At 69.5% G+C, this 16,523-nt stretch carries 12 protein-coding genes; 9 read left to right on the top strand and 3 right to left on the bottom strand.

All coding sequences use genetic code 11. The annotated features are described in order from the left end of the window. Nucleotides 1-106 precede the first annotated feature (106 nt). The gene (gene eccCa / locus KCH48_RS40700; RefSeq protein WP_210582681.1) at nucleotides 107-4,051 is read right to left on the bottom strand and encodes a type VII secretion protein EccCa; all 3,945 of its coding nucleotides are present in this window, start codon (nucleotides 4,049-4,051) and stop codon (nucleotides 107-109) included. 271 nt (nucleotides 4,052-4,322) lie between these two features. Here eccCa and eccD point away from each other — a divergent pair, with 271 nt between their 5' ends. The 6 genes from eccD to KCH48_RS40670 all read left to right on the top strand — a co-directional run bounded on the left by eccD (nucleotide 4,323) and on the right by KCH48_RS40670 (nucleotide 11,416). Beyond that, on the top strand, nucleotides 4,323-5,780 hold the full coding sequence (gene eccD, locus KCH48_RS40695; RefSeq protein ID WP_210582680.1) for a type VII secretion integral membrane protein EccD: 1,458 nt from the start codon (nucleotides 4,323-4,325) through the stop codon (nucleotides 5,778-5,780). A gap of 193 nt (nucleotides 5,781-5,973) precedes the next feature. Beyond that, nucleotides 5,974-6,261, top strand: coding sequence for a 30S ribosomal protein S15 (rpsO, locus tag KCH48_RS40690; RefSeq protein WP_210582679.1), 288 nt, complete (start codon nucleotides 5,974-5,976; stop codon nucleotides 6,259-6,261). 294 nt (nucleotides 6,262-6,555) lie between these two features. Continuing rightward, on the top strand, nucleotides 6,556-8,784 hold the full coding sequence (locus KCH48_RS40685) for a polyribonucleotide nucleotidyltransferase (protein ID WP_210582678.1): 2,229 nt from the start codon (nucleotides 6,556-6,558) through the stop codon (nucleotides 8,782-8,784). Next, a complete protein-coding gene (locus KCH48_RS40680; protein WP_210582677.1) occupies nucleotides 8,781-10,163 on the top strand; it encodes a pitrilysin family protein in 1,383 nt (460 codons plus the stop codon). Before KCH48_RS40685 ends, KCH48_RS40680 begins: the two co-directional genes overlap by 4 nt. A gap of 51 nt (nucleotides 10,164-10,214) precedes the next feature. After that, the gene (gene dapB, locus KCH48_RS40675) at nucleotides 10,215-10,967 is read left to right on the top strand and encodes a 4-hydroxy-tetrahydrodipicolinate reductase (protein WP_210582676.1); all 753 of its coding nucleotides are present in this window, start codon (nucleotides 10,215-10,217) and stop codon (nucleotides 10,965-10,967) included. 5 nt (nucleotides 10,968-10,972) lie between these two features. Further along, nucleotides 10,973-11,416: a hypothetical protein gene (locus KCH48_RS40670; RefSeq protein ID WP_210582675.1), complete on the top strand. Its 444-nt coding sequence runs from the start codon at nucleotides 10,973-10,975 to the stop codon at nucleotides 11,414-11,416. An 89-nt stretch (nucleotides 11,417-11,505) separates the two neighbouring features. On the opposite strand, the gene KCH48_RS40665 is transcribed toward KCH48_RS40670, so the two are convergent. Together KCH48_RS40665 and KCH48_RS40660 are read right to left on the bottom strand one after the other, a co-directional pair. Then, nucleotides 11,506-12,057, bottom strand: coding sequence for a hypothetical protein (locus KCH48_RS40665; protein WP_210582674.1), 552 nt, complete (start codon nucleotides 12,055-12,057; stop codon nucleotides 11,506-11,508). Nucleotides 12,058-12,148: 91 nt separating this feature from the next. Beyond that, nucleotides 12,149-12,388, bottom strand: coding sequence for a hypothetical protein (locus KCH48_RS40660; RefSeq protein WP_210582673.1), 240 nt, complete (start codon nucleotides 12,386-12,388; stop codon nucleotides 12,149-12,151). 251 nt (nucleotides 12,389-12,639) lie between these two features. On the opposite strand from KCH48_RS40660, the gene thyX reads away from it, so the two are divergent. From thyX to KCH48_RS40645, 3 genes are all read left to right on the top strand, one after another. Continuing rightward, nucleotides 12,640-13,380: an FAD-dependent thymidylate synthase gene (gene thyX / locus KCH48_RS40655; RefSeq protein ID WP_210582672.1), complete on the top strand. Its 741-nt coding sequence runs from the start codon at nucleotides 12,640-12,642 to the stop codon at nucleotides 13,378-13,380. Between the two features lie 211 nt (nucleotides 13,381-13,591). Further along, nucleotides 13,592-14,491 (top strand): 4-hydroxy-tetrahydrodipicolinate synthase, encoded by a 900-nt coding sequence (gene dapA / locus KCH48_RS40650; RefSeq protein WP_210582671.1) that lies wholly within the window; start codon nucleotides 13,592-13,594, stop codon nucleotides 14,489-14,491. A gap of 151 nt (nucleotides 14,492-14,642) precedes the next feature. Beyond that, entirely contained in the window at nucleotides 14,643-16,328 is a 1,686-nt protein-coding gene (locus tag KCH48_RS40645; RefSeq protein ID WP_210582670.1) for a ribonuclease J, read from the top strand. Nucleotides 16,329-16,523: the final 195 nt, after the last annotated feature.

Here is a 16,523-nt window from a genome sequence, read left to right as displayed (position 1 = left end):
GTCACTGTAACGGCCCCGCCGTGGCGCGAACCAGACCCACCCGTACACGGCGGAGGGGCGGCCCCCACCCGGGTGCCGCCCCTCTCGTCACTCAGCCGTGCACAGATCAGTGCCGCGGTGGCAGCCACCCCGTCTGGATCAGCTGCCCGCTCCGGCGCCGGGTGTGGAAGTGCCCACGCCCGGGCGGCAGTTGAGACGCCGTGATGTTGCCGAGCAGCGCCCCCTCGGTCCGGTCGCCGGAGAGCACGATGCCCTGGGCGCCGAGCTCGCGCAGACGCTGCATCACCGGCTCGTACAGCGACCGGCTGGCGCCGCCCGAAGCGCGCGCGATGATGACGCGCAGGCCGACGTCACGGGCGAAGGGCAGGTACTCGAGCAGCGGGGACAGCGGGTTCATACCGGTCGCCACCAGGTCGTAGTCGTCGATGATGACGAACGCGTCCGGGCTGCTGTACCAGCTGCGGTTGCGCAGCTGCTCGGGCGTCACGTCCGGGCCCGGCATCCGGCGGCCGAGCGAACCGGCCAGGCCCTCCAGCGTCTCCGCCAGCGCGGGCGCCGCCGCGCAGTAGCGGGAGAGGTGCGACTCGGGCACGCCCTCCAGGTGGGCGCGCCGGTAGTCGCCCATGACGATCTTCGCCTGCTGCGGTGTGTAGCGCTCACAGATCTGCTTGATGAGCAGCCGCAGCATCGCGGACTTACCGGACTCGCTCTCACCGAACACGATGAAGTGCGGGTCCGTCTCGAAGTCCACGAAGACCGGCGCGAGCGACGACTCGTCGATGCCGATGGCGACACCGCGCTCCGGGTGCTCGAAGCCCTTGGGCAGCCGGTCCCAGGGCAGCATCGTCGGCAGCAGCCGTACGGCCGGGGCGGGGGCGCCCTGCCAGTTGTCGTTGATGCCCCGGACGAGGATCGCCGTGGCCTCCGACAGGTCCTCCGTCTCCGAGGAGCCGTCGACCCGCGGCAGAGCGGTCATGAAGTGCAGCTTGTCCGGCGTCAGACCGCGGCCCGGCACGGTGGACGGCACGTTCTGCGCGACCTTGCGGTCGATCTCCGACTCGGTCGGGTCACCGAGCCGCAGCTCGATGCGGTTCTGCAGCATGTCCTTGAGCGCGGGCCGCACTTCGGTGTAGCGGCTCGCGGTGAGGATCACATGGACACCGAAGCCGAGGCCACGCGTGGCGATCTCGGTGACGGTGGTCTCGAGCAGCTCGTAGTCCGTCTTGAAGGTGGCCCAGCCGTCGATGACGAGGAAGACGTCACCCCAGGGCTGGTCGGGCAGCTGGCCCGCGTTCCGGCGCTGCCGGTAGGTCTGCACCGAGTCGACGTTGTTCGCGCGGAAGTACTCCTCACGCGCGTTGAGGATTCCCTCGACCTCGCTGACCGTACGGCGCACCTTCTCGGCGTCGAGCCGGTTGGCGACCCCGCCGACGTGGGCCAGGTCCTCCATCGAGATGAGACTGCCACCGCCGAAGTCCAGGCAGTAGAACTGCACTTCGGACGGTGTGTGGGTGAGCGCGAAGGACGAGATCAGCGTGCGCAGCAGCGTCGACTTGCCGGACTGCGGACCACCGACGAACAGACCGTGGCCCGCGCCACCGGAGAAGTCCCGGTACAGCACGTCACGCCGCTGCTCGAACGGCTTGTCGACCAGGCCGACCGGCACGTTGAGCCGGCCGAGTGCCGTGTAGTCGGGCGCGGTCAGGCCGCGTTCCGGGTGGACGGCGAGCTGGGGGAGCAGCTGCTCCAGCGAGGGCGCCTCCTCCAGCGGGGGCAGCCACACCTGGTGGGCGGGCGGGCCCTGGTTGACCATCCGGCTGACGAGGACGTCCAGGACGGTGTCGGCGAGCGCGTCGTCCACCCTGTTGTCGGGCTCCGGCTCGTCGATCACCGGCTGCGGCGGCAGCGCCACGTGCTCCGCGGAGAACAGCGCCGGCCGCAGCTGCGTCGAGCGGTGCACCCGGGACGGGCCTTCGCCGTGGTACGCCCCCGACACGTACGCCGCCTTGAAGCGGACCATGGTGTCGGTGTCGTAGCGGAGGTAACCCGAGCCGGGGATCGACGGCAGGTGGTAGGCGTCCGGGACGCCGATCGCCGTACGCGACTCGGCGGCGGAGAAGGTCCGCAGACCGATCCGGTACGAGAGATACGTGTCCAGGCCGCGGAGCTTGCCCTCCTCCAGGCGCTGCGAGGCCAGCAGCAGGTGGACGCCCAGCGACCGGCCGATACGGCCGATCTGGATGAACATGTCGATGAAGTCGGGCTTGGCGGTGAGGAGTTCGGAGAACTCGTCGAGCACGATCACCAGCGAGGCCATCGGCTCCAGCGCGGCGCCCGCCGCCCGGGCCTTCTCGTAGTCGTGCAGGTTGGCGTAGTTGCCGGCCGAGCGCAGCAGCTCCTGACGGCGCTGAGTCTCACCCATGATCGAGTCGCGCATGCGGTCGACGAGAGTGAGGTCGTCGGCGAGGTTGGTGATGACCGCCGCGGTGTGCGGCATGTCCGCCATACCGGCGAAGGTCGCACCGCCCTTGAAGTCCGCGAGGATGAAGTTCAGCGTCTCCGAGGAGTGCGTCACCGCGAGACCGAGCACCAGCGTGCGCAGCACCTCGGACTTGCCGGAACCGGTCGCTCCGACGCACAGACCGTGCGGGCCCATGCCCTCCTGCGAGGCCTCCTTGAGGTCCAGCATGACCGGCTCGCCGTTCTCGCCGACACCGATCGGCACCCGCAGCCGCTCGTGCAGCGTGCGGGGCCGCCAGGTGCGGGAGACGTCGACGGCGCCCGCGTCGCCGATGCCCATGAGGTCGGTGAAGTCCAGGTTGGACAGCAGGGGTTCGCCCTCCTCCGCGGAGCCGACCCGGAAGGGGGCCAGCTGCCGGGCCAGGGACTCGGCCTGCGCCGGGTTCAGCACATCGGGCTTGCCGTTGTACGCGGACTCGTGGCCGACGAACAGCCGCATCCGCTCCGGCTTGACGTAGACCGTGAGACCCGCGCGCAGCTCCTCCTCCAGCTCGCCGGGGGAGATCTCGATGAACGTGACGCCCTGCAGGCCCTCGGCGCTGGCGAGTTCGGAGTCCGGCGGTACGGTGCCGCCGTCGAGCACCACGATCAGATGCGGCTGGTCGTAGACCGGGTTGGCGTCCCGGTTCCAGCGCGGCCGGTCGTCCAACTGGTCCGCCAGCGCCTCCTCCAGCTCCCCGAGGTCGTCGAAGAGGAGCCGGGTCGAGCCCGCGCCGTCCTTGGCCTTCGGATGCTGGCTGTGCGGCAGCCACTTGATCCAGTCCCAGTCCGCCGCCGCCGAGGGGTGCGCAACCACGGCGATCATCAGGTCCTCGGGCGAATGCAGCGTCGCCAGCTGGGCCAGGGCCGCGCGGGCACTGCCGTAGACCGTGTCGGTCTCTCCGCACATCGTCACGTGGTAGAAGGCGCGGAGCGAGACGGAGACGGGCAGGTCGGAGAGGCTGCCGTGCGCGTCGAGGAAGGCCTTCATCGCCGCCGCGGTCAGCGGCTCCAGCTCGTCCTTGGGCGCCGTCTCCGGGGCGACGAGCGGAGTGTTCAGCTGCTGGATGCCACGGCCGATGCGTACGGAGGCGAAGTCCGCGTCCGTCGGGCGGCGTTCCCACAGACGCTTGCCGTCGGCCGCCACCGCCCACAGCTGTTCCGGGTCGGGATGCTGGAAGAGCTGGCTGCGCCGCTGCAGTTCGGCGGTCTTGTGCACGTCCTTGCGGACCTGCTCGAGATAGCGGAAGTAGTCACGCCGGTCCTGCGCCATGCCCGCCCCGCCGTTCTGCCGGGACCTGGCGAACTGGGCGATGGCCATGGCCAGCGTCGAGGCCAGCATCAGCCCGCCGACGACCCTCATGTAGGGGGGCAGGCCGGGCATGAAGAAGAAGCCCACGGAACCCAGCATGCCCATCATGGGCAGCATGTTCATCAACATGCTCTCGTCGCCCTCGCGAGGGATCTCGGGCGGCGTTTCGAGCTTGACCTCGCCGTCCGGGACCGCCGGGGGCACTATCCGCGGTGGTCGCTTGATGATGACGACGCTCACCGATGCACTCATCCTTCGCGATTGATACGTCCTGGCATCGACGCCCCCGTGTACCGCGACGTGTTCTCGTTCGCGTAGGCGCCATACGTGTGGGCGTCGATCCTACTGATGCTTCGAGTGCCGGAGGGAGCCAGGAGGATGGAGATGCCGAGGGGGGCCGGGGAGGAAACGGGGGAGGTGGCCCCCGAACCCCCCGTGCCAACGGATATGGTGGCGCTCCGCGTCGTACGAGCGGCGCGAGGAAGCCTTGTCCAGCAGGGGGAAGTACCAGGTGAGCACGGGGACGTCGACAGGTTTCTGCCGAATCACGATCGCGGCGCCGGACAGCCGGGTCGATGTCGCGCTACCGGAGGATCTGCCGATTCAGGACCTTTTTCCTGAGATCGTCAGACTCTCGGGCCTGGCCCGGCCGGACACCGATCCGGCCGGCTATCACCTGGTCACCCGCGAGGGCCAAGTGCTCGACGCCAGCCGCTCGTTGCTCGAGCACCGGGTCAGGGACGGCGACGTGCTGCTGCTGCGCACCTTCGCCGACTCCCTGCCGCCGGCCGTGCACGACGACGTCGTGGACGCGATCGCCGCCGCGGTCAAGCAGGACATCCGCAGCTGGAACGACAACCTCATGCGCGTGGCCGGACTCGTCTCCGGCGCCCTGCTGCTGGTCATGCTCGGCTTCGTCTTCTGGTTCGCGGATCCGATACGGCACGACATGCACGGCCTGCAGGGCATCCTGGCCGGCGTGGTCGCCCTGGCCCTGACGGCACTCGCCGGGGTACGGGCCCGGGTGTACGACGACCGTGGTTCCGCCGTCGCGCTCGGCATCTCGGCGCTGCCGCACGCGCTCATCGCGGGCTCCGGCGTCATCCCCCAGGACGCGGGCGAAGGCCCCGGCAGGATCCAGTTCCTCGTCGGCTGTGTCGCCGTACTGCTGTTCTCGGTCGTGCTGATCATGCTGCTGCCGCAGGGCGACGCCCCGTTCGTGGCCGCCGCGCTGGCCGCCGGGATCGGCACGCTCGCCGTGTTCTGCGGGGTGCTCACCGAGGCGGAGCCGCGGGAGATCGCCGCCGGCACCTCCGTCGTCGGCCTGGCGGTCGTCGGCTTCCTGCCCGGCTGGTCCGCCCGCTTCGCCAAGCTGCCGATCGGCTTCCGCAACCCGGAGGACCTGGCACGGGCCCGTCGTGAGGGCCGCGAGGGCGACCTCGAAGCCGTCGACGTCCAGCGCATCGTCGCCCAGACCAGCCGGGGCCACGAACTGCTGCTCGGCCTGGTCGGTGGCTGCGCCGCCGTGATCGTCGGCGCCGGTGGCGCGGTGCTCGGCTTCAGCGACGGGGGCTGGGCCCAGCTGCTGGCCCTGTGCACCGGCCTCGCCGCGATGCTGCGGGCCCGGCTCTTCCGGTACACCGCCCAGGTCACCTGCCTGTTCGTGGCCGGTGTCAGCACGATCGCGCTGCTGGTGCTCGGGCTGGCCATCTCGCCGCCGGCCGGCATCATCGTCGACCTCCTCAAGGGCGACTCCAGCGCCGTCGACATCCGGACCCTGTGGCTCGCCGCCACGGTCGGGGTGGGCGTGCTGGTCCTGATCGCGATCGCGCTGATCGTGCCGCAGAAGGGGCTCTCCCCGTTCTGGGGCCGCATGCTCGATCTCGCCGACTCGCTGGTGCTGCTCTCCCTGGTCCCGATCTGCCTGGCCGTCCTCGATGTCTACGGCGAGGTCCGCGGCGGCATCTGACCGGCGCGGGACGCCTGTCAAGAGCGCGCTCGTCTGCTGGTACGCTGTGTAACGGCCGTTTGTGTACGCACCCCCGGAGCCCCTGGCTCTGGAGGCCGCGCCCAGCGGATCCCCGCCTCCCGAGTAATGGAAGCTCCCCCGAGAAGTGGACCGGGGGCACTCGGTGGCCCTTCACAGACTACGAGGAGTACGCGTGTCGCTCGACGCCGCTACGAAGAAGCAGATCATCACCGAGTTCGGTACCAAGGAGGGCGACACCGGCTCTCCCGAGGTCCAGGTCGCGATGCTCTCGCGCCGTATCTCGGACCTGACCGAGCACCTCAAGACCCACAAGCACGACCACCACTCCCGTCGTGGTCTGCTGATCCTGGTCGGTCAGCGCCGCCGGCTGCTGCAGTACCTGGCGAAGAAGGACATCGCGCGCTTCCGTGCGCTGGTCGACCGCCTCGGCATCCGCCGCGGTGCGGCGGGCGCCAAGTAAGACGCCGTGAAGGGAGCGGTTCCCGAGACGATCGGGGGCCGCTCCCTTTGCCGTACGTGCGGAAACGTGCGGAGTGTCACACCCGCTTTGTAGTGTGGTAGCACAACGCAATACAGAACAGAGAGGAGAAGCGCGCCTCGCCGCCGCCGGTCCTCGGTAGTGGCCCCCGGGCGAAGAGCCCCGGGTGCTTCGATCGAAGACCGGCCCGCACCAGACGGAGCGCTTCTCCGCAATCGTCCCCCTGCCACACGGGCAGCCACGGGACAAAGACGACAAGTAACGGAGAAAACGCTAGTGGAGAACGAGACCCACTACGCCGAGGCCGTCATTGACAACGGCTCCTTCGGCACCCGCACCATCCGCTTCGAGACGGGCCGCCTGGCCAAGCAGGCCGCCGGCTCCGCCGTGGCGTACCTGGACGACGACACCATGGTGCTGTCGGCCACCACCGCCTCCAAGAACCCCAAGGACCAGCTCGACTTCTTCCCCCTGACGGTGGACGTCGAGGAGCGGATGTACGCCGCCGGCAAGATCCCCGGCAGCTTCTTCCGCCGTGAGGGCCGGCCGTCCGAGGACGCCATCCTCACCTGCCGCCTCATCGACCGCCCGCTGCGCCCGTCCTTCAAGAAGGGCCTGCGCAACGAGATCCAGGTCGTCGCCACGATCATGGCGCTCAACCCCGACCACCTGTACGACGTCGTGGCGATCAACGCCGCCTCCGCGTCCACGCAGCTGGCCGGCCTGCCCTTCTCCGGCCCGATCGGCGGCGTCCGCGTCGCGCTGATCGGCGGCCAGTGGGTGGCGTTCCCGACGCACACCGAGCTCGAGGACGCCGTCTTCGACATGGTCGTCGCGGGCCGCACCCTTGAGGACGGCGACGTCGCGATCATGATGGTCGAGGCCGAGGCCACCGAGAAGACCATCCAGCTGGTCAAGGGCGGCGTCGAGGCGCCGACCGAGGAGGTCGTCGCCGCCGGTCTGGACGCCGCGAAGCCCTTCATCAAGGTCCTCTGCAAGGCCCAGTCGGACCTCGCCGCGAAGGCCGCCAAGCCGACCGGCGAGTTCCCGATCTTCCTGGACTACCAGGACGACGTGCTTGAGGCGCTCACCGGCGCAGTCAAGCCGGAGCTCGCTCAGGCGCTCACCATCGTCGGCAAGCAGGAGCGCGAGGCCGAGCTGGACCGCGTGAAGGCGCTCGCCGCCGAGAAGCTCCTGCCGGAGTTCGAGGGCCGCGAGAAGGAGATCTCCGCCGCGTACCGCTCGCTGACCAAGTCCCTGGTCCGTGAGCGCGTCATCAAGGAGAAGAAGCGCATCGACGGGCGCGGCGTCACGGACATCCGTACGCTCGCCGCCGAGGTCGAGGCCATCCCGCGGGTGCACGGTTCCGCCGTGTTCGAGCGTGGCGAGACCCAGATCCTGGGCGTCACCACGCTGAACATGCTCCGTATGGAGCAGCAGCTGGACACCCTCTCCCCGGTGACCCGCAAGCGCTACATGCACAACTACAACTTCCCGCCGTACTCCACCGGCGAGACCGGCCGCGTCGGCTCCCCGAAGCGCCGCGAGATCGGCCACGGCGCCCTCGCCGAGCGCGCCCTGATCCCGGTCCTGCCGACGCGTGAGGAGTTCCCCTACGCGATCCGCCAGGTGTCCGAGGCGCTCAGCTCGAACGGCTCGACGTCCATGGGCTCGGTCTGCGCCTCCACCATGTCGCTGCTGAACGCCGGTGTGCCGCTGAAGGCCCCGGTCGCCGGTATCGCCATGGGCCTGATCTCCCAGGAGATCGACGGCGAGACGCACTACGTCACCCTCACCGACATCCTCGGTGCGGAGGACGCCTTCGGCGACATGGACTTCAAGGTCGCCGGCACCAAGGAGTTCGTGACCGCCCTCCAGCTCGACACCAAGCTGGACGGCATCCCGGCCTCCGTCCTGGCCGCGGCCCTCAAGCAGGCCCGTGACGCCCGCCTCCACATCCTCGACGTGATGATGGAAGCGATCGACACGCCGGACGAGATGTCCCCGAACGCCCCGCGGATCATCACCGTCAAGATCCCCGTGGACAAGATCGGCGAGGTCATCGGCCCCAAGGGCAAGATGATCAACCAGATCCAGGAGGACACCGGCGCCGACATCACGATCGAGGACGACGGCACGATCTACATCGGCGCGGTCGACGGACCCTCCGCCGAGGCCGCCCGCACCACGATCAACGGCATCGCCAACCCGACGATGCCCGAGGTCGGCGAGCGCTACCTGGGTACGGTCGTGAAGACCACCACCTTCGGCGCCTTCGTCTCCCTGCTCCCCGGCAAGGACGGTCTGCTGCACATCTCGCAGATCCGCAAGCTGGCCGGCGGCAAGCGCGTGGAGAACGTCGAGGACGTCGTCGGCGTGGGCCAGAAGGTCCAGGTCGAGATCGCCGAGATCGACTCCCGCGGCAAGCTCTCCCTGATCCCCGTGATCGAGGGCGAAGACGCTGATGCTGCCGCAGACGACAAGAAGGACGACACCGACCAGTGACGTCGAGCAGCTCCACGGCGACGGCCCGCACCTCTTCGGAGGCGCGGGCCGTCGCCCGTACCCAAACCCTGATCAAGGGCGTCAACGGCATCGGTACGGTCCGTAAGACCACCCTCCCCGGCGGCCTCCGGATCGTCACCGAAACCCTCCCGTCCGTGCGCTCCGCCACCTTCGGCATCTGGGCGCACGTCGGCTCCCGCGACGAGACGCCGGCCCTGAACGGCGCCACGCACTACCTGGAGCACCTCCTCTTCAAGGGCACCACCCGCAGGTCCGCGCTCGACATCTCCTCGGCCCTCGACGCCGTCGGCGGCGAGATGAACGCGTTCACGGCCAAGGAGTACACGTGCTACTACGCGCGTGTGCTCGACGCCGACCTGCCGCTCGCCATCGACGTCGTCTGCGACATGCTCACGGGCTCCCTCATCCTCGAAGAGGACGTCAACGTCGAGCGGGGCGCCATCCTCGAAGAGATCGCGATGACCGAGGACGACCCGGGCGACTGCGTGCACGACCTGTTCGCGCACACGATGTTCGGCGACAACCCCCTCGGCCGCCCCGTCCTCGGCACGGTCGACACGGTCAACGCCCTCACCGCCGACCGCATCCGCCGCTTCTACAAGAAGCACTACGACCCGACCCACCTCGTGGTCGCCTGCGCCGGCAACATCGACCACAACAAGGTCGTACGACAGGTCCGCGCCGCCTTCGAGAAGGCGGGCGCCCTCAACAGCCTCGACGCCATGCCCATCGCCCCGCGCCACGGCAGCCGGAGCGTCCGCACCGCCGGACGCGTCGAGCTGATCGGCCGCAAGACGGAGCAGGCGCACATCGTCCTCGGCATGCCGGGACTGGCCCGCACGGACGAGCGCCGCTGGGCGCTGGGCGTGCTGAACACGGCACTCGGCGGCGGGATGTCGTCCCGCCTCTTCCAGGAGGTCCGCGAAAAGCGCGGCCTGGCCTACAGCGTGTACTCGTACACCTCCGGCTTCGCCGACTGCGGCCTCTTCGGCGTGTACGCGGGCTGCCGCCCGTCCCAGGTGCACGACGTGCTGAAGATCTGCCGTGACGAACTCGACCAGGTCGCCGAGCACGGCCTGCCCGAAGACGAGATCGACCGCGCCATCGGCCAGCTCCGCGGCTCCACGGTCCTCGGCCTGGAGGACACGGGCGCGCTGATGAACCGTATCGGCAAGAGCGAACTGTGCTGGGGCGAGCAGATGTCCGTCGACGACATGCTGGCCCGGATAGCCTCGGTCACCCCGGACGACGTCCGCGCGGTCGCCCGCGACATCCTGGGACAGCGGCCCTCGCTGTCGGTCATCGGCCCGCTGAAGGACAAACAGGCGTCCCGTCTGCACGAAGCGGTCGCGCCGTAAGCCTCTCGGTCGCGTAAGTCCTCTCCTGAAGGAACTGAAGGAAGCAAGAACATGAGCAAGCTGCGCGTGGCGGTTCTCGGTGCCAAGGGCCGGATCGGATCCGAGGCGGTACGGGCGGTCGAGGCCGCCGAGGACATGGAGCTGGTCGCCGCCCTCAGCCGGGGCGACAAGCTGGAGACGCTGGCCGAGACCGGCGCCCAGGTCGCCGTCGAACTGACCACGCCGGCCTCGGTGATGGGCAACCTCGACTTCTGCGTACGGCACGGCATCCACGCCGTCGTCGGTACGACGGGCTGGACCGAGGACCGTCTCGCGCAGCTCAAGGGCTGGCTGGCCCAGTCCCCGGAGACGGGCGTGCTCATCGCGCCCAACTTCTCCATCGGGGCTGTCCTGACGATGAAGTTCGCGCAGATCGCCGCGCCCTACTTCGAGTCCGTCGAGGTCGTCGAGCTGCACCACCCGAACAAGGTGGACGCCCCCAGCGGCACCGCCACCCGCACGGCCCAGCTCATCGCCGAGGCCAGGGCGAACGCCGGCTCCGCCCCGGCGCCGGACGCCACGGTCACCGCCCTGGACGGCGCCCGCGGTGCGAGCGTCGACGGGGTCCCGGTCCACGCGATCCGGCTGCGCGGGCTGCTCGCCCACCAGGAGGTGCTGCTGGGCGGCGAGGGCGAGACGCTGACCGTCCGCCATGACTCGCTCCACCACAGCAGCTTCATGCCGGGCATCCTGCTCGGCGCCCGCCGCGTGGTGACCACTCCGGGCCTGACGTTCGGCCTGGAACACTTCCTGGACCTCGGCTGACCGTCATGCGCGCGAAGATCACTTATGCCGTCACGGCTGCCGTCCTGGTCATCTACTTCGTCCTGGTCGGCAGCCGCGGCGTCATGCTCATCCAGGCCGGCACGGCCCTGACCGTCACCTTCGGTGTCGCGGTGCTGATCCTGCCGGTGATCGGCGTGTGGTTCCTGTGGAAGAACACCGAGTTCGTCCGCAAGGCCAACCGGCTCGCCGCCGAACTCGACGCCGAGGGCGGCCTGCCCGTCGACGAACTGAAGCGCACCCCCGGCGGACGCATCGACCGCGACTCGGCCGACGAGGTCTTCGCCAAGCGCAAGGCCGAGACCGAGGCCGCCCCCGACGACTGGCGCAGCTGGTTCCGCCTCGCCGTCGCCTACCACGACGCCCGCGACACCCCCCGCGCCCGCAAGGCGATGCAGCGGGCGATCACGCTGAGGGAGACGGCGCCCTGAGGAGTGCCCTGTAGGTGCGCTGTATCGATTTGCGGCGCCGCCGCGCGGGCGCGACCAGCCCCACCGGCCGGCGGATTCTCACGTTGCTCCTAGCGGCGCGCCTCCGCGGCCCACGCCTCGATCGTGTCCGCGGCCCGGTCGAACGCCTCCGGCCGCGCCAGGAAGTCGGCGTTGTGCGTGGTCAGCAGCGGCTTCTCGTCCTCCGGGGACCGCCCCTGTCGTACAAGGGCCAGAGCCTGGCCCTGCACCGCGCGCGGCAGCCCGAGCCAGCGCACCGGCTGCTGCACCGTCCGCACGGCGACGATCCGGTCCCAGGCCACCGTACGCGTGCCGAGGAAGCCCACCCGGCGCAGCCCGCGCACGCTCACCCACACGCCCATGCGCAGCATCCGCAGGGCGGCGGCGATCACGGCGAGCGCGATACCGAAGACCACTCCGGCCTCGGCGAGCGTGCCGGTCAACGCGATGATGACGGCCGCGAACAGCACATACGAGGCGAGCAGCAGCAGAATCGCCGCCACGCCCACCCGGCAGGGCCCGGGACGGTAGGGACGCCGCCACCGGTCGCGGTCGTCGAACGGCAGCGGGACATCCTCCGCTGCCTCGTATGCGCGGTCGGCCGTCAGGAAGGGCAGGGGCACGGCTGGTCCTCACTCAATCCATGCATGGGCTGTGCCCGGTGAGGTTATCGACCCGCGTCCCCGCTCACCACCCTCGGGGGTCCGGATGGGGTCAGCGCCCGCTGTCCGCCTGCGACTGCTCGGGCCGCGTGGCCGACTGGTCCTGGGACAGCGCCGGCATTCCGAGCACCAGGGACCCGACCAGCCCGGCCACGATGGTGAGGCCCAGCAGCCAGCGCCCGGCTATCTGCCCCGCGGACGCCCGCTCACGCGGTGGGGGCGCGACATTGCTGCGATACCTGTCGGACTCGGCGACGAAGGCGAACGGGACGGGTTCGCGCCGACGAAACATCAGAGGTACCTCTCCTCTCCAGGACCCTGGGCCGCTTCGGGGCTCTCAGGGATCGAACGAATCACTGTCACCGAGACAGACGAGCGAACGCCTCAAAAGGTGCCCGATTTCCCCGACTTCGCAGAAGTTCGCCAAAGTTCGCCGCCGTTCGCGACTGAATGTCGCGGCCCGGCACCGAACGCCCCGTTGTCAGTGCCGGGCCGTAGAGTGGTCGCCGCCCCACAGAAGTGATGGAAGGGACCCTCCGAGCCGTGACCGACACCCCCGCCGACGACCTCAAGCCCAGCTTCCGCGGTGACGTCACCGTCGAGCTGGTGAAGCACACCGCGTCCGACGCCGACGTGCTGTTCGCCGCCCGCGTCTCGACCATCGGCGAGCAGTCCCTGGACGAGCTGGGCAAGGACCCCGAGCGCTCCAAGGGCCTGATCAACTACCTGATGCGGGACCGGCACGGCAGCCCCTTCGAGCACAACTCGATGACCTTCTTCATCAGCGCCCCGATCTTCGTCTTCCGCGAGTTCATGCGCCACCGCGTGGGCTGGTCGTACAACGAGGAATCGGGCCGGTATCGCGAGCTCCAGCCGGTCTTCTACGTCCCCGACGAGTCCCGCAAGCTGGTCCAGGAGGGCCGCCCCGGCAAGTACGTCTTCGTCGAGGGCACCCAGGCCCAGCAGGAGCTGGTCGGCCGCGTGATGGAGGACTCGTACCGACAGGCGTACGAGTCCTACCAGGAGATGCTCGCCGCCGGCGTCGCCCGCGAGGTGGCCCGCGCGGTCCTGCCCGTCGGCCTGTTCTCCTCCATGTACGCCACTTGCAACGCCCGCTCGCTGATGCACTTCCTCGGCCTGCGCACCCAGCACGAACTGGCGAAGGTCCCGTCCTTCCCGCAGCGCGAGATCGAGATGGTCGGCGAGAGGATGGAGGCGGAGTGGGCCAAGCTCATGCCGCTCACGTACGCCGCGTTCAACGCCAACGGCCGCGTCGCGCCGTAACGCGCTGATGCTGCCCCGCCGGGCACAGATGTACGGGGCCGCTGGGCGAAGTGTCCGTATTGCGGCATTTAGAGAAGTTCATCTAGCCTGATCAAACGGACCCGGCACTGCTTGAACCCCCGAGCAGGCAGTGCCGGGCTCCATCTTTGTCACGACTTGTCGCCTGCCCCGAGGGCAGACCCCGCCCTGAGCAACGAGTAGCGTGTTACCCATGGCTCCGACCTCCACTCCGCAGACCCCCTTCGGGCGGGTCCTCACCGCCATGGTCACGCCCTTCACGGCGGACGGCGCACTCGACCTCGACGGCGCGCAGCGGCTCGCTACCCACCTGGTGGACGCAGGCAACGACGGCCTGATCATCAACGGCACCACCGGCGAGTCCCCCACCACCAGCAATGCGGAGAAAAAGGATCTCGTACGAGCCGTCCTCGAGGCGGTCGGAGACCGGGCCCACGTCGTCGCCGGCGTCGGCACCAACGACACCCGCCACAGCCTCGAACTCGCCCGCGAGGCCGAGAAGACGGGCGCGCACGGCCTCCTGGTCGTGACCCCGTACTACAACAAGCCCCCGCAGGACGGCCTCTACCGGCACTTCACGGCCATCGCCGACGCCACCGAGCTGCCGGTCATGCTCTACGACATCCCCGGCCGCAGCGGCGTCCCGATCAACTCCGAGACACTGGTCCGTCTCGCCGAACACCCGCGCATCGTCGCCAACAAGGACGCCAAGGGCGACCTCGGCCGGGCCAGCTGGGCCATCGCACGCTCGGCCCTCGCCTGGTACTCCGGCGACGACATGCTGAACCTGCCGCTGCTCTCCGTGGGCGCCGTCGGCTTCGTCTCCGTCGTCGGCCACGTCGTCACCCCCGAGCTGCGCGCCCTGGTCGAGGCGTACACCGCGGGCGACGTCCACAAGGCGACTGAGATCCACCAGAAGCTGCTCCCGGTCTACACCGGCATGTTCCGCACCCAAGGCGTCATGACCACCAAGGCCGCACTCACCCTCCAGGGCCTCCCTGCGGGACCGCTGCGCGCACCGATGGTCGAACTCACTCCAGAGGAGATCGAGCAGCTCAAGATCGATCTTGCCGCGGGCGGGGTACAGCTCTAACACCAGACTTCGCGCGAGTCCTCGCGCACGAAACTCCACAACTGAATAGCAGGCCACCGGTGCCTGCACAGACAACGACAACTGCTACTGCACGAACGTCATGCGCGCCACGTGCCCACCGGTACGTGGCGCGTGTGGTGAGGAGAGTCTTTTGAGTCATCCGCATCCCGAACTCGCCCCGCCCCCGGCGCTCCCCGACGGCGGCCTACGGGTCACCCCGCTCGGCGGCCTCGGTGAAATCGGCCGGAACATGACGGTCTTCGAATACGGCGGCCGCCTCCTGATCGTCGACTGTGGAGTGCTCTTCCCCGAGGAGGAGCAGCCCGGAATCGACCTGATCCTGCCGGACTTCTCGTCCGTCAGGGACCGCCTCGACGACATCGAGGGCATCGTCCTCACCCACGGCCACGAGGACCACATCGGCGGCGTCCCCTTCCTGCTCCGCGAGAAGCCGGACATCCCGCTGATCGGCTCCAAGCTGACCCTCGCCCTCATCGAGGCCAAGCTCCAGGAGCACCGCATCCGCCCCTACACGCTCGAAGTCGCGGAGGGCCACCGCGAACGCATCGGCCCCTTCGACTGCGAGTTCGTGGCGGTCAACCACTCCATCCCGGACGCCCTCGCGGTCGCCATCCGCACACCCGCGGGCATGGTGGTCCACACCGGCGACTTCAAGATGGACCAGCTCCCGCTGGACGGCCGGCTCACGGACCTGCACGCGTTCGCGCGTCTGAGCGAGGAGGGCATCGACCTGCTCCTCTCCGACTCGACGAACGCCGAGGTCCCGGGCTTCGTCCCGCCCGAGCGCGACATCTCGAACGTCCTGCGCCAGGTCTTCGGGAGCGCCAGCAAGCGGATCATCGTGGCCAGCTTCGCCAGCCACGTCCACCGCATCCAGCAGATCCTGGACGCGGCCCACGAGTACGGCCGTCGCGTCGCCTTCGTCGGCCGCTCCATGGTCCGCAACATGGGCATCGCACGGGACCTGGGTTACCTCAAGGTCCCGCCCGGCCTGGTCGTCGACGTCAAGACCCTCGACGACCTCCCGGACGACGAGATCGTGCTGGTCTGCACGGGCTCACAGGGCGAACCGATGGCAGCTCTGTCGCGGATGGCCAACCGCGACCACCAGATCCGCATCGTCGAGGGCGACACGGTGATCCTGGCGTCGTCGCTGATCCCCGGCAACGAGAACGCGGTCTACCGCGTGATCAACGGCCTGACCCGCTGGGGCGCGAACGTCGTCCACAAGGGCAACGCCAAGGTCCACGTCTCGGGCCACGCCTCCGCCGGCGAGCTGCTGTACTTCTACAACATCTGCCGCCCGAAGAACCTGATGCCGGTGCACGGCGAATGGCGCCACCTACGGGCCAACGCCGAACTGGGCGCCCTGACCGGCGTCCCGCACGACCGCATCGTCATCGCCGAGGACGGCGTCGTCGTCGACCTCGTCGAGGGCAAGGCCAAGATCTCCGGCAAGGTCCAGGCGGGCTATGTCTACGTCGACGGCCTCTCCGTCGGCGACGTGGGCGAGCCGGCCCTCAAGGACCGCAAGATCCTCGGCGACGAGGGCATCATCTCTGTCTTCGTCGTCATGGACGCGTCGACCGGCAAGATCACGGCCGGACCCCATGTCCAGGCCCGTGGCTCCGGCATCGAGGACTCGGCCTTCAGCGACGTCCTCCCGAAGGTCACGGAAGTCCTGGAGCGCTCCGCCCAGGACGGCGTCGTGGAGCCCCATCAGATGCAGCAGCTCATCCGACGCACGCTGGGCAAGTGGGTCTCGGACACGTACCGGCGCAGGCCGATGATCCTCCCTGTCGTGGTGGAGGTCTGACCCTCGTACGACCCCTGGCTACGCGCCAACCTGGAGCGGGGCCGCTCCCTTTTCATCCAGGCGGCCCCCCCCCGGTCCGTTTCGGCCCCCCCCCCCCCGGGAACCCGCCCCCGCCGTCGCCGGCCCCCCCCCCCCCGGGCGCGGGCCCCCCCACCCCGGGGAGGGGGGGGGGGCCCCCCCCCCCACCCGCCCCCC

Source organism: Streptomyces sp. GESEQ-4 (assembly GCF_017948455.1).
Classification (GTDB): Bacteria; Actinomycetota; Actinomycetes; order Streptomycetales; family Streptomycetaceae; genus Streptomyces.
Note: the sequence above shows the minus strand (reverse complement) of the source record. Positions and strands in the feature narration are given on the sequence as shown.